We start from the raw sequence: 21420 nt of genomic DNA, 5'->3' as shown, positions 1-21420 counted from the left end.
AAGGTAAGCTTATGTATGTAGTAAAAAGAGATGGCCACAGAGAGCCCGTAATGTTTGATAAGATTACAGAAAGAATCAAAAAATTGTGTTACGGGTTAAATGAGCTCGTAGATCCGGTTAAGGTAGCCATGAGAGTTATCGAAGGATTGTATGATGGAGTTTCGACTTCTGAATTGGATAATCTTGCAGCAGAAACGGCAGCTTCTATGACTATTGCGCATCCTGATTATGCACAATTGGCAGCACGTGTGGCAATTTCGAATTTACATTCAAATACTAAAAAATCTTTCTCAGAAACGATGAAAGATATGTACAATTACGTAAATCCAAGAAACGGGCAAGATGCACCTTTAATTGCTGATGACGTATTTAAGGTAATTCAAGAAAATGCAGAATTTTTAGATTCTCATATTATTTATACTAGAGATTTTAATTACGATTACTTTGGCTTTAAAACTTTAGAGCGTTCTTATCTTCTTAAAATAAATGGAAAAATCGTAGAGCGTCCGCAGCATATGTTGATGCGTGTTTCGGTTGGTATTCACTTAGATGATTTAAAATCGGTTATTGAAACTTATGATTTAATGTCTAAAAAGTTCTTTACGCATGCAACGCCAACGTTGTTCAATGCAGGAACTCCAAAACCACAAATGTCTTCTTGTTTCCTTTTGGCAATGCAGGACGATAGTATTGATGGTATTTACGATACGTTAAAACAAACAGCAAAAATCTCGCAATCTGCGGGAGGAATTGGTCTTTCTATTCATAACGTTCGTGCGACTGGTTCTTACATTCGCGGTACAAACGGAACTTCAAACGGAATTGTTCCGATGTTGAGAGTTTTTAACGACACAGCTCGTTATGTAGATCAAGGTGGTGGAAAACGTAAAGGAAGTTTTGCGATTTATATTGAAACTTGGCATGCGGATATCTTTGATTTCTTGGATTTAAAGAAAAATACCGGAAAAGAAGAAATGCGTGCAAGAGATTTATTCTTCGCAATGTGGACTTCAGACTTGTTCATGAAACGTGTTCAGGAAGATTCAACGTGGACTTTAATGTGTCCTAACGAATGTCCTGGTCTTTATGATGTTTACGGAGATGAATTCGAAAAATTATATACTGATTACGAATTTCAAAATAAAGGAAGAAAAACAATCCGCGCTCGTGAATTATGGGAGAAAATCCTGGAATCACAAATCGAGACTGGAACACCATATATGTTGTACAAAGATGCAGCAAACCGTAAATCGAATCACAAGAATTTAGGAACTATTCGTTCTTCTAACTTGTGTACTGAGATTATGGAGTTTACGTCTAAAGATGAAATTGCTGTTTGTAACTTAGCTTCGATCTCATTGCCAATGTTTATTGACAACGGAAAATTTGATCACGATGCACTTTACAATGTTACAAAACGTGTAACTCGCAACTTGAATAAAGTAATCGACAGAAACTACTATCCAGTAAAAGAGGCTGAAAACTCTAACTTACGTCACCGTCCGGTTGGATTGGGAGTGCAAGGTTTGGCAGATGCTTTCATTATGTTGCGTATGCCGTTTACAAGTGATGAGGCTAAAAAACTGAATCAGGAAATTTTCGAAACGCTATACTTTGCGGCTGTAACGGCTTCTATGGAAATGGCAAAAGAAGAAGGGCCATATTCAACTTTCAAAGGTTCTCCAATGTCACAAGGAGAATTCCAACACAATATGTGGGGAATGAAAGATGAAGAATTATCTGGACGTTGGGACTGGGCTTCATTAAGAAAAGAAGTAGTAGAACACGGAGTTCGTAACTCATTGTTAGTTGCACCAATGCCAACTGCTTCTACTTCTCAGATTTTAGGAAACAACGAAGCTTTTGAGCCATATACTTCAAACATCTATACACGTCGTGTATTGTCTGGAGAATTTATCGTAGTAAACAAACATTTACTTCACGATTTAGTAGAAAGAGGTTTATGGAACGAGTCATTGAAACAAGAAATCATGCGTCATAACGGATCTGTTCAGAATATTGATATTATTCCGCAAGACTTAAAAGAGCTTTACAAAACAGTTTGGGAAATGTCAATGAAAGATATTATCGATATGTCTCGCCAAAGAGGTTATTTTATTGATCAGTCTCAATCGCTAAACTTGTTCATGCAAGATGCTAACTATTCTAAACTTACGTCAATGCACTTCTACGCTTGGCAGTCTGGTTTAAAAACAGGAATGTATTACTTAAGAACAAAAGCGGCTGTAGATGCGATTAAATTCACATTAAACAACGACAAAAAAGAAGAAACAGCACCATCTTTAGTTGCTGAAACAGAAGAAATCTCTGTTGAGGACTATAAAGCGATGTTGCTAAAAGCACAAGCAGCAGGTCCTGAGGATTGCGAAATGTGTGGATCTTAATTATTTTAGAGTTTAGAATGTAGATTTTTATAATCTGTGATTTAATATATTTAAAGCAGTTATCATTTTTTGGTAGCTGCTTTTTTTGTGGTCTAATTTTTTTATTTTTAAAGAAAATAATAATGAAGAATAAGAAAGTTTTACTAATTACAATTTTGATTATTATAATTTTGTTTATCTGCTTTTTAATATTAGATACCGCAGTAGAACTTATGCTTGATTTGCATCCTGCTTGAAAATTATTTGAAAAACTTAATATTAACGAACGGTTTTATTTTTTAGAGAAAAAAAAGAATTTCCACTTCAATCAGGGCTGGAATTCCGTTTTCATTATATTAAATTAGGAAGATGAATTTATTAGAAAATACAATTAGAGAAAAAGAAGAGCTTTATAAACTTGCTGTAAAATATTTTCAAAATATAAATTCGGAAGAATATGAAAATATTATGTTTGATAAGATAGTTCCAAAATCTATTGCGATTTTAATTGATCATGATTTTATTCCAACTCCGTGTATTGAAATCAAATTAGAACTTCAAAATAATCAAATTAAAGTTGGGGATTATTTACTGTATATTGATGAAAAGAAGGAGTTTTTAGATGAATTTTTGTTTTGAGAAAGATAAATTCGTGTTCAATCTTTGTTGAGATTCCAGCTTCATCAGAATGATAACTGTTTATTGTTATTTGTGTAATTTGAATTAAATAACCGCGACGATTTGAGTTAAATTCGTGAATTCGTGGCAAAAAAACTCAACACTTTGGCTACTCAGCACCTTAAAATCTCGATTTTAAATTCTCAATTTAAGCCGATTTTTTTACATTATCATACAAAACCTCCTAAATTTGTTAAGAAATCCTTTTTTGTTTCATAAAATGCAATCTTTTTTTTGGTGCACTAAAAATAATTTATACATTCGCAGAGAATTTAAACAATAAGACAAACAAAATGGCAAGTAACCGTTTTTATTTTAGCAACAATTTTTATTTCTTCTTTAGTAGAAGTCAGGATTGTGCTATGGTTATTTGAGATAAATTTTAAGACAAATAAAACTAATATACAATCCTGATGCAAATCAGGATTTTTTTTTGACTATATGACAACGAAAATTGCAATACAAGGTATAAAAGGTTCATTTCATCATCAGGTTGTGAAAGAGTATTTCTCTGAAAATGTGGATATTGATGAGTGTTTGTCTTTTGAAGAATTGATCGACAGCCTTATTGCCGGAAAATCTGATCAGGCTGTAATGGCGATAGAAAATTCGATTGCAGGTCCGATTATTCCAAATTATGCCTTGATTGACAAGAACAATTTACACATAATTGGAGAGCATTATTTAAATATTCAGCAAAATTTAATGGCTTTAAAAGGTCAGAAAATTGAAGACATAAAAGAAGTTCATTCGCATCCAATGGCACTTTTACAGTGTATGGATTTTTTGAAACAATATCCAAATATCAAATTGGTTGAGGATAAAGATACAGCAGAAACGGCGAGAAGAATTCAGGAAAAACAGTTAACCGGAATTGCAGCAATTGCAAGCCAGACCGCTGCTGAAATGTACGATCTTGATATTATTGCACCAGCGATTCAAACGATTAAAAACAATATGACTCGTTTCGTAATTATCAAAAAACAAAATTCATTTTTGCCAGAAAGCCAAATCAACAGAGCTTCTGTAAAATTTGAATTGGATCATAAAAGAGGAAGTTTAGCGGCAGTTTTAAATGTAATGAGTGACTGCAAACTGAATTTGACAAAAATTCAGTCGCTTCCAAAAATAGAAACGCCTTGGAAATATTCGTTTTTCGTAGACGTAACATTCGAGAAATACGAAGATTACGCAAAAGCAAAAGCGCTATTATCGATAATGGCAGAGTATTTTAAAGTGTTGGGAGAATATAGAAACACGAGGCCTTTGTAAGTTAGAGGTTAAGTGTTAGAAGTAAAAAGTTGAAACTCTAAAAGAGAATAAATAAGAATCATGATAACAACAGCAAAACGATTAGACACAGTTGAAGAATACTACTTCTCATCAAAATTAAGAGAAGTGAGACAGCTGATGTCTGAAGGAAAACCGATCATCAATATGGGAATTGGAAGCCCTGATTTGAGTCCGTCGAGCGCCGTAATTGAAGCAGTAGCTTCGGCAATTCAGGACGAGAATGGGCATGGTTATCAAAGCTATCAGGGATTACCAGAAATGAGACAGGCGATGGCGGATTTCTATAAAGATCAGTTTGGTGTTGCAGTGAATCCGAATAATGAGATTTTACCATTAATGGGCTCAAAAGAAGGAATTATGCATATTTCGCTGGCATTTTTAAACGAAGGCGATCACGTTTTAATTCCGAATCCAGGTTATCCGACTTATACTTCGGTAACCAATTTGGTAGGAGCAGTTCCGGTTTATTATGATTTAAAGGAAGAAAATCAGTGGGAACCAGATTTTGAAGCTTTAGAAAAATTAGACCTTTCGAAAGTAAAATTAATGTGGCTGGGTTATCCACATATGCCGACGGGAGCGAGAGGAAGTTTAGCGTTATTTGAAAAATTGGTTGCTTTTGCTAAAAAACACAACATATTATTGATTAACGACAATCCGTATAGTTTTGTTTTGAATGATAATCCGATGAGTTTATTGCAGGTTGAAGGTGCGAAAGATGTGGCTTTAGAATTGAATTCATTAAGTAAAACATTCAACATGGCCGGCTGGAGAGTCGGAATGGTTTTAGGAAATCCTGAAATTATCGATGCAGTTCTGAAAGTTAAAAGCAACATGGACAGCGGAATGTATTACGGAATTCAGAAAGGTGCCATCGCGGCATTGAAATGTGATAAATCCTGGTTTGAAGATAACAACAAAATTTACAGACGCCGAAGAGAATTAACTGAAAAACTAGCTGAAAAATTAGGCTGTAAAGTATATAAAGAAGGAGTTGGATTGTTCGTTTGGGCAAAACTCCCAGAAGGAATCGAATCATCAGAGAAGTTCATTGACGAAATATTATATGAGAAACATATTTTCATCACGCCGGGAACGATTTTCGGCAGCAATGGTGAAGGTTATATTAGATTCTCATTGTGTGTGAAAGAGGAGAAGGTTCAGGAAGCGATAGACAGATTTTAGTATTAAGATTTAAGAATCAAGAACCAAGATTTTTATCCAGATTGTCAGGCTGAGCGAAGTCGAAGCCTTTTTTTAAGTTGGAATTTGGAATTTAAAATTTGGAATTTAAAATTTGGAATTTTTTAAAATTATGAAAGTATACGTAATAGGAATAGGGTTAATAGGCGGTTCAATGGTGTTAGACATCAAAGGGCGTTATCCTGAAGCGACTGTTCTGGGGATCGATAATAACGAAAAACATTTGCAGCAAGCAATCGAATTAGGTGTTATCGACGAAGCAGGAAAAATGGAAGATCTGGATGAAGCCGATTTTGTAATTGTTTCGGTTCCGGTAGATGTGGCGCTGACGGTTTTACCTAAAGTTTTGGATTTAGTTGGCGATAAAACAATTGTTTTTGAAGTTGGATCAACTAAAAAACCAATTTGTGAAGCAGTTGCCAATCATCCGAAAAGAAGAAATTTTATTGCTACACATCCGATTGCGGGAACGGAATTTTCCGGACCATCGGCAGCAATAAGAGGGCTTTTTCAAGGGAAAACAAATATTATTTGCGAAGTGGAAAAAACCACTTTTAAACTGCAGGAAAAAGCGTTGAATCTTTTTACTGCAATTGGAATGAGAATTCGATATATGGATCCCACTTCGCACGACAAACACATCGCTTACGTTTCGCATTTGTCGCACATAAGTTCGTTTATGCTAGGAAAAACGGTGATGAACAAAGAAAAAGACGAACAGGATATTTTTGACATGGCGGGCAGTGGATTTGAAAGTACGGTTCGTCTCGCAAAAAGTTCGCCTGCGATGTGGACGCCGATTTTTAAACAAAATAAAGAACACGTTCTGGAAACATTAGAAGAATATATATCAAATCTCAGTCGGTTTAGAGATTTGCTGAAAGACGAAAATTACAATGCCATTTTTGAAGAAATGGAAAGCACAAATAAAATAAAAGAAATACTAAACGGATTAACAACAACTAAAAAGTAAATTAGAATTAAGATGGAAAATAAGAAAGAAATGAGAAAGTGGTTAGAAGATTTCAATTTAAATCACCCACTTGTGATAGCTGGACCTTGTAGTGCAGAAACTGAAGATCAGGTTTTGAAAATCGCTCACGAATTGAAAGATTCAAAAGTAAGCGTATTCAGAGCTGGAATCTGGAAACCAAGAACTCGTCCGGGAGGATTTGAAGGTGTTGGTGAAATCGGATTAAAATGGTTACAAAAAGCAAAAGCTGAAACTGGTTTATTAATGGGAACTGAAGTTGCGACTGCAGCGCATTGTAAACTGGCTTTAGAACATGATATCGACGTTTTATGGGTTGGTGCCCGTACAACTGCAAACCCTTTCGCGGTTCAGGAAATTGCTGATACTTTGAAAGGAACTGATAAAATCGTTTTGGTTAAAAACCCAGTAAACCCAGATTTAGCTTTATGGCTTGGTGGTGTTGAGCGTTTGCACATGGCTGGAATCGAGAAATTAGGCGTTATTCACAGAGGTTTCTCTACTTACGAAAAAACGAAATACAGAAACATTCCAGAATGGCAAATTGCTATCGAATTGCAAAATAAATTCCCTGATTTACCTTTAATCATCGACCCATCTCACATTACTGGAGATCGTAAAATGATTTTCGAAGTGACTCAAGAGGCTTTAGATTTGAATTACGATGGTATGATTATCGAAACGCACTTCGATCCAGACAATGCTTGGTCTGATGCTGCTCAGCAAGTTACTCCAGATTCTTTGAAACAAATTATTAAAGATTTGACAATCAGAAAAACGGATGATACTACAGATGAGTACAGCCAGAAAATGACAAAACTAAGAGCTAACATTGATGTTCTAGATGCTAATTTATTAGAGCTTTTAGGAAAACGTATGAAAGTGGCTGACGAAATTGGTCAGGTGAAAAAAGATGCTAACGTTGCGATTCTTCAAAACAACCGTTGGAACGAAATCTTAGGAAAAATGATTTTAGAAGGTGAGAAAAAAGGCCTTACTGAAGAATTCGTTTTAAGAATGTTCAAAGCGATCCACCAGGAAAGTATTGGTCACCAAGAGAAAATTTTCAACGCATAATTTTCGTTAAACCATATAAGTGATATAAGTTTATTTAAGTTTTGAAAACAGAACTGCTAAATTTTCTTATAACATTAATTGAAAATAGATTGTTTTTAAGAATCTCCATCGCTTTGTAAAAGAAGTGGTGGAGATTTTTTGTTTTAAATCATATAAGTCATGTAAGTTTTAAAAGTTTTTTCTCTTTGCTATATTAGAACATAGCCCACGGTTTCAACCGTGGGGGGCAAAGATTGGAATTCTGTATTTTTTTTAAGTCGTGAACATTGATTGCGTACCCAAGGTTAAAACCGTGGGCAATGTTTTAAAATTGGATCGATGAGGATATTTAAACGTGTTCGGTTTATATTTTTTCAATGTCTTATATGGTTCAAAATATTCATTTATCTTTGCGAAATATTAAAGTTTGAATCTATCCCGTCCCGAAGTTTCGGGATCGGGACTAAAATCAGAAATCTACAATTTGAATTGAATGACAGGAACCGTTTATAAATCTACAGGAAGCTGGTATACCGTAAAATCTGAAAATGGAGATTTTGTGGAATGCCGTATGAAAGGGAAATTTAGGATTAAAGGAATCAAGAGTACCAATCCTATTGCGGTGGGAGATATTGTAGATTATGAACTCGAAGAAACATCAGACGCTGTAACGGGAATGATTTATAATATTCACGAAAGAAAAAATTACATCGTTCGTAAATCGGTTAATCTTTCTAAGCAGATACATATTATTGCTTCAAATATCGATCAGGTTTTTTTACTGGTTACAATTGATAATCCGCCAACAACGACTAGTTTTATCGATCGTTTTTTGGTTACTGCCGAAGCATACGGAATTGAAGCTATTCTAATCTTCAATAAAATCGATACTTTAAACGATCAGACTTTAGACGATCAGCTTTATCTACAGCATATTTATTCTGAAATTGGATATAAATGTCTTAGAATTTCCTCAACAGAAAATAAAGGTGTTGACAAACTGAAAGAAATGATGATTGGCAAAGTAAGTATGTTTTCTGGACATTCTGGAGTTGGAAAATCGACTTTAGTAAACGCAATGGAACCAAGTCTTCACTTAAAAACTTCGGTAATTTCAGAACAAAGCAAACAAGGACAGCATACGACCACTTTTGCAGAAATGTACGATTTGTCTTTTGATGCCAGAATCATAGACACGCCTGGAATTAAAGGTTTCGGAATTGTTGACATGGAGCCTTCGGAAATCAGCGGTTATTTTCCGGAATTTTTCAAATTAAAAGATCAATGCAAATTCAACAATTGTCTGCATAAAGAAGAACCGCATTGCGCCATAAAAGCAGCTTTAGAAAAAGACGAAATTGCCTGGTCGCGTTACAATAGTTATCTCAAAATCCTTGAAGGCGATGAAGAGCATTATCGTACAGATACTTATGGAGAAGATCGTGCGGCGAGTGATGAAACGAGAAAATAAATTTTAAAATTCCAATTTCAATCATTGTCTCTAAAAATTCCAAATTCCAATTTGCAAGTAATTTATAATTCATAATTTACAATTTATAATTTCATGAAAGTCGTAATCCAAAGAGTTTCTCAAGCTTCAGTAACTGTAGATCAAAAAATCATTGCCGAAATTCAAAAGGGTTTATTAGTTTTGGTAGGAATTGAAGATGCCGATACTCAGGAAGACATCGATTGGCTGGCTGGGAAAATAATCAAAATGAGAATCTTTGGAGATGAAAATGATGTCATGAACTGTTCGGTTCAAGATATTGACGGCGATATAATTGTCGTTTCTCAGTTTACGCTTCATGCTTCTACTAAAAAAGGAAACCGTCCTTCTTACATCAAAGCTTCAAAACCAGAATTTGCAATTCCGACATACGAGAACTTTGTTCAAGCCGTAGAAAAAGAGTTTGGAAAGAAAGTTCAAACCGGAATTTTTGGCGCCGACATGAAAGTTAGTCTTCTAAATGACGGGCCAGTTACCATTATGATAGATAGCAAAAATAGAGAGTAAAATATTATTAAACATTTGTTAAGGATTTCTGAAAATAATATATATTTGACGAAAATCCCTAGTAATGAAAAAAACTTTTTTTGCTTTATTTTTACTCTTAATAAATCTTAATTTATTCGCCCAAAAGAGCACTTATCCAGTATTTTCTATTCCCGATAGTTTAACACAGAATGCTAATGCTGTTCTTCGTTTAGACCAGATGGATATTGTCATTGCTTCGCAAAGAAGTATGAATATAAAAACGCAAAGAATTGTTTCTGTTTTAAATGAAAAAGGGTTAAGAGATATCGGTGCTTATAGCCATTATGACAAAACAACGTCAGTCAAAAACATTGAAGCTATAGTTTATGATGCATTAGGGAATGAGATCAAAAAAATTAGAAGAAAGGACTTTAAAGATCAGAGTGCGGTAAGTGGGAGTACTCTTTTCTCAGATAACCGAATACTCTATTTAGATTATACGCCAATTTTGTATCCTTTTACAATTGCTTTTAGTTCTGAAGTCGAAACTTCTAATACCGCATTTATACCAAAATGGTATTTTATTGGTGGCTATAATTTAAGTGTAGAAAAATGCATTCTGAATGTTACTTTTCCAAAAGGATTAGGTTTTAAAAAGAAAGAATTCAAATTTGATCTTTTTGATATAAAAAAAACAGCTGATACGGATACCAATTTAAGTTATACAGCAACAAATATTCCTGCTCAAAAACAAGAAGATCTTAGTCCTTCTCCGTCAGATCTTTTTCCTAAAGTGATGATGGGTCTAGAAAACTTCCACTTAGAAGGAGTCGATGGAAATGCTACTACGTGGGAAGCATTTGGAAAATGGTATAGTGATAAAATCTTAACCGGTACTACGGTTTTACCAGAAGAAACAAAAGTAAAAATTAAGGCTTTGGTAGGAGATGAACAAGATCCGATTAAGAAGGCGAAAATCATTTACGATTATGTACAGAAAAGATCTCGATATGTCAATATTGCCGTTGGAATTGGTGGCTGGAAACCTATGCAGGCCAATGATGTTGATCGATTAGGATACGGTGATTGTAAGGCATTATCCAATTATACAAAAGCACTTTTGCAAGCGGTAGATGTTCCTTCCTACAATACAATTTTGTATGGCGATCGTTATAAAGAAAACATTCAATCTGATTTTGTTTCAATGCAAGGAAATCATATGATTCTTGCCATTCCCAATAAAGATAATTATGTGTGGCTAGAATGTACAAGTCAGGATGATCCGTTTGGCTATCAAGGTACTTTTACCGATGATCGTGATGTTTTGGTAGTGAAACCAGAAGGGGGAGAAATTGTACGAACTAAAATCTATGATGATAAAGGAAATACGCAGGAAGGTAAAGGAGTGTATACAATCGATCAAGCTGGAAATTTTTCAGGTATTTTAAAAATAGCCTCTCAAGGAAGTGTTTATGCGTCTAAATCTCAAGTAGAAACGATGCAGCCAAATGAGAAAGAGGAACATTATAAAGATTATTGGGACAATATTAACAACCTGAAACTGGGTAAAATTACTTTTACCAATGATAAAGAAAACATTCGTTTTATCGAAGATGTCCAATTAAGCGCTGTAAATTATGGAACACTTACGGGCAACAAAATGATTTTTGTAGTTGATGCTTTTAATCAATATACAGGAAATGTAAAACGAATTAGAAATCGTAAAAATCCATTTCAAATTCAGCGTGGCTATTTAGATACGGATGAAATTGAGATTAATCTTCCAGAAGGTTTCAGCATCGAATTCCTGCCTTCAAATTATGAATTGAAAGGGAAGTTTGGAGAATACAAAACCGAAATCATCAAAAAAGACAATAATAAACTAACCTATAAGAGATCTATGTTCTTAAATAAAGGGAAATATTCGAATAAAGAGTATGATGAGTACCGTTTGTTTATGGAGCAAGTTTCTAGAAACGATAACGCTAAAATTATATTGACCAAGAACTAACCATTATAAACTAACCAAAACCAAAAATTACCAATGAAATTTATTAAACTCTTTACACTGTTTGTGATTCTATTATTTTCTTCGGAAATAATTTCGCAGGAATTTAAACTAGGGAAAGTTTCTGTTGCAGAATTGGAGCAGAAAATACATCCGAGAGATTCAGCTGCGGCCGCCGCTATTTTATATAAAAAAGGAACAGCAAGAATTGAATACGATGTTAATGATGGTTTTGTTACAGTAACCGATGTAGAAACCAGAATTAAAATTTACAAAAAAGAAGGCTTTGATTGGGCAAATCATGATGTTTGGTACTATAATTATTCTGATCTAAGAGAGAAAGTGTCTTTTTCAGATGCTGTAACTTACAATCTAGTTGATGGTAAAATTGAAAAAACGAAGCTTAAAAGCGATGGCGTTTTTGATGAAGTATTAAATAAATATAGAAGCTTAAAGAAAATAGCAATGCCTAATGTGAAAGAAGGCTCCGTTATTGAATTTAAGTATAGCATTAAATGCCCACAAGCAACAATTAGAGATTGGGATTTTCAAACAAGTATTCCAGTGAATTATTCTGAGTTTTCAACATTTATTCCAGAATATTACACTTTCAGTCCAAGACAAAAAGGTTATTTTTTTCCAAAGGCAACAACAGCGAGAGTTACCAAAAGCATCACTTTTAATAGTAAGGAAAGATCGGGCGGACGTGTGACATCAACTAATTTTTCTACTGATTATCTAAGTTATATCGAAAATCAAGTTACATACAAAGCTGTAGATTTTCCAGCAATGAAAGATGAGGCGTATGTTAACAATATTGACAATTACACATCATCTGTTGCTCACGAATTATCAGTAACTAAATTTCCTAATCAAGCTCTTAAAGAATATTCTGCAGATTGGGCTTCGGTTGTAAGAACTATTTATGATTATGATGATTTTGGTCCTGAGCTAAATAAAACAGGTTATTTTGAAGATGATTTGAAAAAAATACTTGCAGGAGTTAATGCACCTGAGGAAAAAATATTGATTATTTTAAATTACGTAAAATCAAATATTAAATGGAATAATTATTACGGTTATGGCTGTGATAATGGAGTTAAAAAAGCTTACAAAGAAAAAACAGGAAATATTGCCGATATAAATTTAATGTTGACAGCAATGTTGCGATATGCAGGATTAACAGCAAATCCAGTTTTAGTAAGCACGCGCTCAAATGGAATTGCTTTGTTTCCGAACAGAACGGCATTTAATTATGTAATTGCCGCTGTAGAATCTCCAAACGGACATATTTTATTAGATGCATCCGAAAAATTTTCAATTCCAAATGTTCTGCCACTTAGAGTGTTAAACTGGTCAGGAAGATTAATTCGTAAAGACGGAACATCTGAAGAAATTGATTTAATGCCTAAAAAAGCATCTAGTGACAGTGTTTTTATGACTTACAGCATTGAGCCTGATGGAAAGGTTACGGGAAAAACAAGAAGACAGTGTGTAGATTACAATGCCATGATAACAAGAGGCAATATAAGTAGTCTTAAAGAAGAAGAATATTTAGAAAAGCTTGAAAATAAGCAAAATAAAATAGAAATAAGCGAATATTCTAAAACCAACGAAAAGGATATATTGTTGCCAATAATTGAAACCTATTCTTTTACAGGAAATAATTTATGCGAATTGATTGGAGAGAAAATTTATTTAAACCCAATGTTGTTTTTTACTAATGATAAAAATCCGTTTAAACAGGAAGTGCGAGAATATCCAGTAGATTTTAGTTATCCATTTTCCGATAAATATAATATCACAATTAAAATTCCTGATGGTTTCGCAGTAGAAACGCTACCGGCTCCTGCGGCTGTAATAATGGAAGATAATCTAGGAACATTTAAATTTAATATTGCGGTAAGTGAAAATACATTGCAGCTGGCTATTCTACATCAGATTAATGAAGCTATTATATCTGCTGAAAAGTATGATATGCTGAAAGAGTATTACAAAACGATGATTGCAAAAGAAACCGAAAAAATAGTTTTAAAACGTATTTAATATGAATCTTAGATTTTTTCTTATTTTCTGTATCCTGTTTTTTAGCAATAAAAATTTACGTGCTCAGAATTATGAACTTGGAAAAGTAACCGTTGCAGAACTGCAGGAAAAAATACATCCTGTAGATTCTTCTGCGCCCGCAGCTGTTATTTTCAAAAAAGGAAAAACCACTTTTTCTTACAATGAAAAAACGGGTTTTTCTACTTTGCATACTTATGAATTTAAAATTAAGATTTATAAAAAAGAAGGTTTAAAATGGGCCGATCAAAAAGTGCATTATTATGTGGGATATCAAAATCTGAATGAAGACTTATTAGCATTTTCGAATGTTGCAACTTACAATTTAGAAAATGGTAAAGTTGAAAAAACCAAGTTAGAAAGTCAAGGTACGTTCAAGAAAAAAATTAATGAGAATTGGAACGAGAAAACCATAACATTTCCTAATGTTAAAGTGGGTTCTGTAATAGAATACAAATACGTTCTAAAATCAGAATATATTGGGCAATTTCCTGATTTTGATTTTCAATACGAGATTCCGGTGAATTATTTCGAATATAAAACAGAATTTCCAGAGTTTTATATCTATAAAACCCTTTTGGTTGGAACAAATCAAATAGAATCAAATTCTAAAATGGCAAACGGAAGCGTAAATTTTAGCAACGAATACGGACAAAGTCGTGTCATGTCTTACAGACAAATCGATGCATTTTATTCGGGCAAAAATATTCCTTCTCTAAAAGAAGAACCTTTTGTAAATAATATTGAAAATTACAGAGGAAGTATCAAACACGAATTGGAAAGAATTCGTATGCCCGAGCAGCCGGTAAAAGATTTTGCTCTTACATGGGAAGGAGTTGCATCTAGTATTTTTAAACAGGACCATTTTGGAAAAGAGCTTAAGAAGAAAGAATTCTTTTTAGAAGATGTGAGAAAGACTTTGGCAGGCATTGAATCTCCTACCGATAGGATGAATACTCTTTTTAAATTCGTTCAGAACAAAATGAACTGGAACGAAAAAAACAGATATTACACAGAAAAAAGCGTTGAAAAAGCATATACAGATCAAACAGGAAATGTAGCCGAAATAAATTTTATTTTGTTGAACATGTTAAAAATGGCAGGAATTGAAGCAAATCCTGTTTTGGTAAGTACTATTGAAAATGGAGTTCCAGTTTATCCGACACAAACGGGATTTAATTATGTAATTGCAGCGGCCGAAATAGATGGGAAACAAATTTTATTAGATGCTTCACGAAAATTTACTTCGCCTGGAATTTTGCCTTTAAATGTTTTAAACTGGAAAGGTAGAATGATTAAAAGTGACGGAACTTCGAAAGAGATCGATCTGATGCCGGCAAAATCCTCAAGAGAAAATTCAAGTATCACGGCAGTTATAGATGGAAATGGAAAAATTGATGGAAAAGTAAGAATTCAAAGAACAGATTATGAGGCTTATAAATTCAGAGTCCAAAACGGAAACAGAAATCAGGAAAATTATATCGAAAATTTAGAACAGCAACTTGGCGATCTGAAAATTTCGGATTACATGATTACGAATAAAATCTCAAATGTAGAAGATCCAATTGTCGAGACTTTTAGTTTTGAAACCAATAATTTTGTCGAAAGTATTGCAGGAAAATTTTATCTAAGTCCGATGCTGTTTTATACAGAATCTAAAAATCCTTTCGTGCAGGAAAACAGACAGATGGGCATTTATTTTGGATATCCGAGGCAGGAAAAATTTCTAGTGAATTTAGAAATTCCTGAAGGTTATGCTGTAGAAGCGCTTCCGAAACCAGCTAGATTCTCTCTCGAAGATAATTCGATAACCGTAATTTTAAATGTTGTAAACGAAGGCAATAAAATTCAGTTTAGTTTTTCAAAAGACATTAACAATACTATTTTTGCAGCAGATTATTATGATTCTCTGAAAACTATTTTTCAGAAAATGATTGCAAGCCAAAATGAAAAAATTGTTCTAAAAAAAATATAAAAAGATGAACTTGAAAAATGCACAACTTGACGTTGATACTTGGATAAAAGAACATGGCGTTCGTTATTTTAACGAATTGACCAATATGGCGCAACTAACAGAAGAAGTTGGAGAAGTAGCTCGGATTATTGCACGCCGTTACGGAGAACAATCTGAAAAGGAAAGCGATAAAAACAAAGATTTAGGAGAAGAATTGGCAGATGTTGTTTTTGTGGTTTTATGTTTGGCGAATCAGACAGGAATAGATTTGCAAGCTGCTTTTGACAAAAAAATGGATCTAAAATCGGTTAGAGACAAAGATCGTCACAAAAACAATGATAAATTGAAATAATTGTGAAATATCACTCATAAGTTTTGAATTATGAGTTTTGAATTTTGAATTATGAATGGGGAGTGGTAAATTGCGGGGCTGAATTATGTTTCTAATCATTCATAATTCATAATTCACAACTTACAATTAAAAAAATGAATTTAAAATTAAGCACGAATTCACCATTCACCATTGATGATTCGCAACTAAATATTACTGGTTCTAAAAGTGAAACGAACCGTTTGCTATTATTAAAAGCATTATTCCCAAATATTACTTTAGCCAATACATCAAACTCAGATGACAGCGAAGTAATGCAGAAAGCTTTGGCTGGAAATGACGAAATTGTAGACATTCACCACGCAGGAACAGCAATGCGTTTCCTTACGGCTTATTTTTCGGTTAACGAAGGAAGAGAAGTTGTTCTGACTGGTTCGAGCAGAATGCAGGAACGCCCGATTAAAATTTTGGTCGAAGCTTTGGCGCAATTGGGTGTTGAGATTTCATACGAGAAAAATGAAGGATATCCGCCAATTAGAATTAAAGGGAAAAAAGTTACCGCTTCAAAAGTAACTTTGGCGGCAAATGTAAGCAGCCAGTATATTTCGGCACTTTTATTAGTTGCTTCAAAATTAGACAATGGTTTAGAACTGACTTTAGAAGGCGAAATTACTTCCATTCCATATATCAAAATGACTTTAGCTTTGCTTAATGATTTAGATATTCAAACTAGTTTTGAGGGAAATGTAATTAAAGTATATCCAAAAGCTTCTGTAGAATCAAAAGAAATGGTAGTTGAATCAGATTGGAGTTCGGCTTCTTATTTCTTCAGCCTTGTAGCTTTATCAGATGCTGCAAAAATTACTTTGAGCAGTTATAAAGAAAACAGTCTTCAAGGAGATTCTGAATTGGTTTCGCTTTACAAAAAAATGGGCGTAAAAACGACTTTCCAAAACAATCAAATGACTTTAGAAAAAGTATCTGGATTCAATTACCAAGATGTAAATTTTGAATTGAACAATACGCCAGATATTGCACAAACGATTGTAGTGACGTGTTTAGGTTTAGGAATAGGATGCCATTTAACGGGTCTTCACACTTTAAAAATTAAAGAAACAGATCGTTTGGAAGCATTGAAAACAGAGTTGACAAAATTAGGAGCCAATATTTCTGTAACAAATGATAGCTTAACTTTAATAAAATCTGACAACATAAAACAAGACATTCATATTGCAACTTACAACGATCATCGTATGGCAATGGCATTTGCACCGCTTGCGATTAAAGTGCCAATTATAATTGACGATGCAGAAGTTGTTTCAAAATCATACCCAGATTTCTGGAATGACTTAAAAGCATTAAATTTTAAAATTGAAGAAATCTAGTTTTAAACCATATAAGTGATATAAGTTCATTTTAGTTTTAGAGGGTGAACTAGCTTAAATATTAATTGCCTCCAGTTTTAACTGGAGGTTTTTTTATGATTGGTTTTTTCGGCCTCAGCCAAAATAACGATTCCAATTAATATGAACTTATATAACTTATATAGTTTAAAATTTTAGCAATTGATGTTTTTACCTGTCAATAACCTCACAAAATCAAGGACTTTTGAAAATAAAAGCCAAAACACTTGACAACGCCTATCTCACAATCGTATATTTGCAACCGATTTAAAATTTTAGATAAAAAAATCTAAAAGCTACACTCTAAAATCAATCATTCATATATGAAATTATCACACTTCAATTTCAATTTACCGAAAGAACTTTTGGCTGAATTCCCGGCAGAAAATAGAGACGAATCTCGTTTAATGGTAATTGACCGTAAAAAAAACACTATCGAACATAAAATGTTTAAAGACGTTATCAACTATTTTGATGACGGAGACGTTTTAATTCTTAATAATACAAAAGTTTTCCCTGCACGTTTGTACGGAAACAAAGAAAAAACAGGAGCTAGAATTGAGGTTTTCTTATTAAGAGAATTAAATTCTGAGCAAAGACTTTGGGACGTTTTAGTGGATCCAGCTAGAAAAATCCGTATTGGTAACAAACTTTATTTTGGCGATGACGATTCATTAGTTGCTGAGGTAATCGACAATACAACTTCTCGTGGTAGAACTTTACGTTTCTTGTACGACGGATCTTACGAAGAATTCAGAAATAAATTGACAGAACTTGGAGAAACTCCAATTCCTAAATACATCAACAGAGAAGTTACGGCTGAAGATGCTGAAAGATACCAGACAATCTACGCTAAAGAAGAAGGAGCGGTAGCAGCGCCAACAGCTGGTTTACACTTCTCTAAACACCTTTTGAAAAAATTAGAAATAAAAGGAGTGAACTTTGCTGAGGTAACTCTGCACGTTGGTTTAGGAACTTTTAATCCAGTTGAGGTAGAAGATTTATCAAAACACAAAATGGATTCTGAGGAATTAATCATTACTCAAAAAGCTTGTGATATCGTAAACGAAGGAAAAGCAAATAAAAAACGCATTTGTGCTGTAGGAACAACTTCTATGCGTGCAATTGAAAGTTCAGTTTCTTCTGCAAACACTTTAAATCCATACGAAGGATGGACAAATAAATTTATTTTTCCTCCTCACGATTTTAGTATTGCAAACTGTATGATTACAAATTTCCACACACCAAAATCAACATTATTAATGATGATTTCTGCTTTCTGTGGACACGATTTAATGAAAAAAGCTTACGAAGAAGCGATCAAAGAAGGATACAAATTCTATTCTTACGGAGATGCGATGTTAATTCTATAATTAGCATTTATTATATAAAAAAAGACCCGACAAGTTTTCAGGACCTGTCGGGTTTTCTGTTTTTTAATGGTTTCAGGTTTCAGGTTTCAAGTTTTACTCTCGTTGCGAAATTCACTGCAAAGTTCGCAAAGATTTCTTTTAGCGAAATTATACAGATTAATATAGATTTAAAAAATCCCTTTAATCTATGACTAACTTTTTATATAGGATTTCGCAATTTATTCAGAACATAGCCCAAGGTTTCAACCTTGGGTACGTATCGTATTCCGATCTAAGGTTGAACCTTGGGCTATGTTTTATATAGAGCTCGCAAAAATGTTTTAAGACATAGCTTTGCGAACTTTTTAATATCAAAACAGAAAAAAAACCTTAGCGGCCTTAGCGGTTAAATCACACAGATAATCAACATGAAACTTTAAACATGAAACAAAACAAACAAAATTTGTTATTTTAGCAAACAAAACAAAAACAATGACTTTTCAAAATACACGCGAATTTGCACGAGAGCTTGATTCGCAAGACGCATTAAATCATTATCAAAACGAATTTATTTTTCCTAAAGTAAACGATAAAAGAGTAATATATTTTACAGGAAATTCTCTAGGGCTACAGCCAAAACGTACCAAAGCTTATATTGACGAAGTAATGAATGACTGGGCAGAATTGGCAGTTGAAGGTCATTTTTATGCTGAAAAACCTTGGTGGGATTACCAAGAAAGATTTGCAGAACCGTTGAGTAAAATTGTTGGTGCGCTTCCGTCAGAAGTTACTGTAATGAATACTTTGACGGTAAATCTTCACTTATTGATGGTTTCTTTTTATCAGCCAACCAAAACACGTTATAAAATTATCTGTGAAGAAAAAGCCTTTCCGTCAGATCAATATATGTTTCAGAGTCAGGTAAATTTTCACGGATACAAAGCTGAAGATGCTATTGTAGAAATTAAACGCAGAGAAGGAGAACACAATATTCATCTAGAAGATGTTTTAGCAAAAATTGAAGAAGTTGGAGATGAATTGGCTTTAGTTTTAATTGGTGGAGTAAATTATTATACAGGACAAGTTTTTGATATCAAAACGATAACAGCCACCGGACAAAAAGCAGGAGCAATAGTAGGTTGGGATTTAGCGCACGCTGCGGGAAATATCAAATTGGAACTGCACGATTGGAACGTAGATTTTGCCGCTTGGTGCAGTTATAAATATATGAACTCGGGACCAGGAAATGCGTCTGGCTGTTTTGTTCATGAAAAACATCATAATTCAGATCTTCCAAGATTTGCTGGATGGTGGGGACATAATAAAGAACGCCGTTTTAAAATGGAACCTACTTTTGATCCCGTTCATGGAGCAGACGGATGGCAGATTAGTAATCTTCCAGTTCTCTCTCTTGCGCCATATTTAGCTTCTGTAGAAATGTTTGCAGAGGTCGGAATGGATGCTTTAATTAAAAAACGTGATCATATCACTTCTTATCTGGAATTTATTCTGCATGAAATTGATAAAGAAGTAGATAGTACTTTCGAAATTATCACACCTACAAATCCAGAAGAAAGAGCTTCTCAGCTATCGGTATTTTTACACGGAGAAGGAAGGGCATTATTTGATTATTTAATGAAAAACGGAGTAATCACAGACTGGCGAGAACCAAACGTAATTCGTCTAGCACCAGTTCCGTTGTATTGCTCTTATGAAGATATGTACGATTTCGGACAAATTCTGAAAAAAGGAATTTTAGGAAAGTAAGTTTTTTAAGCTTCAAAGGAACAGAGTTGCAAAGGGACAAAGTTTTTTGCCACTCCCGATAGCTATCGGGATAAAAGGATTACAAAGATTCTATTTGAGCTGTGTAAATTTTTTAAATCTGCAGGAAACAATTTTTTTAATTATAACATCAATTGCCTCCAGCTTTAGCTGGAGGTTTTTTATGTCACAAATCAGGCTTTAGCCAAACAGCAAAGTTTGGCTAAAGCCTTTTCTTATTTCTTAATTTTACCCTCCAGCTAAAAGCAGGAGGCAATTCAAATTAAAACTTTGCGTCTCTGCGCCTTTGCGAGGTTTTAAAAAAAAATATAACGACAAAAACCTTTGTCACTCTGTCACTTTGCACCTTTGCCCCTAAAATTTTATAATTTTAAATAAAAATTCTGTAACAACCAATATAACAGATATTCCTTATTTTGTAGGGTATAATTTTTAAAAACTACAATCATGAAAGGCTTATATATATTATTGACCGTTATATTTTTAACTTCTTGCCAGCAACAAAGCAAAGAAGATATAAATAAAGCCAAACAAGCCAGTATTGATTCAATGAAAGTTGAAATTAACAAACAGCGTATTATCGATTCAATGAAGACTGAAATGGCGAAGATTAAAGAGGAGCAAAAAGTTGAATCTCAAAATGAAAAAGTTGTTGTAGTGCATCAGCAAGCCGCAAACGGGAATACAACGACGACTACTACAAAAAAGAAAGGTTGGAGTGCAACTGCTAAAGGTGCCGTAATTGGTGCTGGCGTTGGTGCCGCAACTGGAGCGATTGTCAGTAAGAAAAAAGGCGAAGGCGCTATTATTGGCGGACTGGCCGGTGCTGCTGTGGGAACAGGAACAGGAGCTGTTATTGACAGTAAAAATAAAAAGAAAGAATAGTATATCTATAAATAAAAAAACAAACCCCAAATTATATCATAATTTGGGGTTTTCA

General features: G+C 33.9%; 16 protein-coding genes. All 16 read left to right on the top strand.

Going from position 1 to position 21420, the window contains the following annotated elements; all coding sequences use genetic code 11:
- Window positions 1-11 precede the first annotated feature (11 nt).
- The 16 genes from EG814_RS00195 to EG814_RS00120 all read left to right on the top strand — a co-directional run bounded on the left by EG814_RS00195 (window position 12) and on the right by EG814_RS00120 (window position 21365).
- Window positions 12-2405 carry a ribonucleoside-diphosphate reductase subunit alpha gene (locus EG814_RS00195; RefSeq protein WP_125717733.1) on the top strand — a complete coding sequence of 798 codons (2394 nt, stop codon included), beginning with the start codon at window positions 12-14 and terminating at the stop codon, window positions 2403-2405.
- A 348-nt stretch (window positions 2406-2753) separates the two neighbouring features.
- Window positions 2754-3023 carry a hypothetical protein gene (locus tag EG814_RS00190; protein ID WP_125717731.1) on the top strand — a complete coding sequence of 90 codons (270 nt, stop codon included), beginning with the start codon at window positions 2754-2756 and terminating at the stop codon, window positions 3021-3023.
- Between the two features lie 480 nt (window positions 3024-3503).
- Window positions 3504-4334, top strand: a complete 831-nt coding sequence (locus tag EG814_RS00185) for a prephenate dehydratase (protein ID WP_125717729.1) — start codon at window positions 3504-3506, stop codon at window positions 4332-4334.
- 60 nt (window positions 4335-4394) lie between these two features.
- A complete protein-coding gene (locus EG814_RS00180; protein WP_125717727.1) occupies window positions 4395-5540 on the top strand; it encodes a pyridoxal phosphate-dependent aminotransferase in 1146 nt (381 codons plus the stop codon).
- A gap of 130 nt (window positions 5541-5670) precedes the next feature.
- The gene (locus EG814_RS00175) at window positions 5671-6531 is read left to right on the top strand and encodes a prephenate dehydrogenase (RefSeq protein WP_125717725.1); all 861 of its coding nucleotides are present in this window, start codon (window positions 5671-5673) and stop codon (window positions 6529-6531) included.
- A 12-nt stretch (window positions 6532-6543) separates the two neighbouring features.
- The gene (locus EG814_RS00170; protein ID WP_125717723.1) at window positions 6544-7626 is read left to right on the top strand and encodes a bifunctional 3-deoxy-7-phosphoheptulonate synthase/chorismate mutase type II; all 1083 of its coding nucleotides are present in this window, start codon (window positions 6544-6546) and stop codon (window positions 7624-7626) included.
- A 472-nt stretch (window positions 7627-8098) separates the two neighbouring features.
- A complete protein-coding gene (gene rsgA, locus EG814_RS00165) occupies window positions 8099-9076 on the top strand; it encodes a ribosome small subunit-dependent GTPase A (protein WP_125717721.1) in 978 nt (325 codons plus the stop codon).
- Window positions 9077-9169: 93 nt separating this feature from the next.
- The gene (dtd, locus tag EG814_RS00160) at window positions 9170-9622 is read left to right on the top strand and encodes a D-aminoacyl-tRNA deacylase (RefSeq protein WP_125717719.1); all 453 of its coding nucleotides are present in this window, start codon (window positions 9170-9172) and stop codon (window positions 9620-9622) included.
- Window positions 9623-9686: 64 nt separating this feature from the next.
- A complete protein-coding gene (locus EG814_RS00155; RefSeq protein WP_125717717.1) occupies window positions 9687-11594 on the top strand; it encodes a DUF3857 domain-containing protein in 1908 nt (635 codons plus the stop codon).
- Window positions 11595-11627: 33 nt separating this feature from the next.
- Entirely contained in the window at window positions 11628-13637 is a 2010-nt protein-coding gene (locus EG814_RS00150; RefSeq protein WP_125717715.1) for a DUF3857 domain-containing protein, read from the top strand.
- Between the two features lies 1 nt (window position 13638).
- Entirely contained in the window at window positions 13639-15630 is a 1992-nt protein-coding gene (locus tag EG814_RS00145; RefSeq protein ID WP_125717713.1) for a DUF3857 domain-containing protein, read from the top strand.
- A 4-nt stretch (window positions 15631-15634) separates the two neighbouring features.
- Window positions 15635-15961, top strand: coding sequence for a nucleotide pyrophosphohydrolase (locus tag EG814_RS00140; RefSeq protein ID WP_007811153.1), 327 nt, complete (start codon window positions 15635-15637; stop codon window positions 15959-15961).
- Window positions 15962-16095: 134 nt separating this feature from the next.
- Entirely contained in the window at window positions 16096-17325 is a 1230-nt protein-coding gene (gene aroA, locus EG814_RS00135; protein WP_125717712.1) for a 3-phosphoshikimate 1-carboxyvinyltransferase, read from the top strand.
- 341 nt (window positions 17326-17666) lie between these two features.
- Window positions 17667-18716: a tRNA preQ1(34) S-adenosylmethionine ribosyltransferase-isomerase QueA gene (gene queA, locus EG814_RS00130; RefSeq protein ID WP_125717710.1), complete on the top strand. Its 1050-nt coding sequence runs from the start codon at window positions 17667-17669 to the stop codon at window positions 18714-18716.
- A 471-nt stretch (window positions 18717-19187) separates the two neighbouring features.
- The gene (gene kynU, locus EG814_RS00125; protein WP_125717708.1) at window positions 19188-20462 is read left to right on the top strand and encodes a kynureninase; all 1275 of its coding nucleotides are present in this window, start codon (window positions 19188-19190) and stop codon (window positions 20460-20462) included.
- Between the two features lie 465 nt (window positions 20463-20927).
- Entirely contained in the window at window positions 20928-21365 is a 438-nt protein-coding gene (locus EG814_RS00120; RefSeq protein ID WP_125717706.1) for a YMGG-like glycine zipper-containing protein, read from the top strand.
- Window positions 21366-21420: the final 55 nt, after the last annotated feature.

The sequence above is a fragment of the Flavobacterium ustbae genome (assembly GCF_003946915.1).
Lineage (GTDB): Bacteria > Bacteroidota > Bacteroidia > Flavobacteriales > Flavobacteriaceae > Flavobacterium > Flavobacterium ustbae.
The sequence above is the reverse complement of the archived record's forward strand: the minus strand, read 5'-3'. Positions and strand labels throughout refer to the sequence as shown.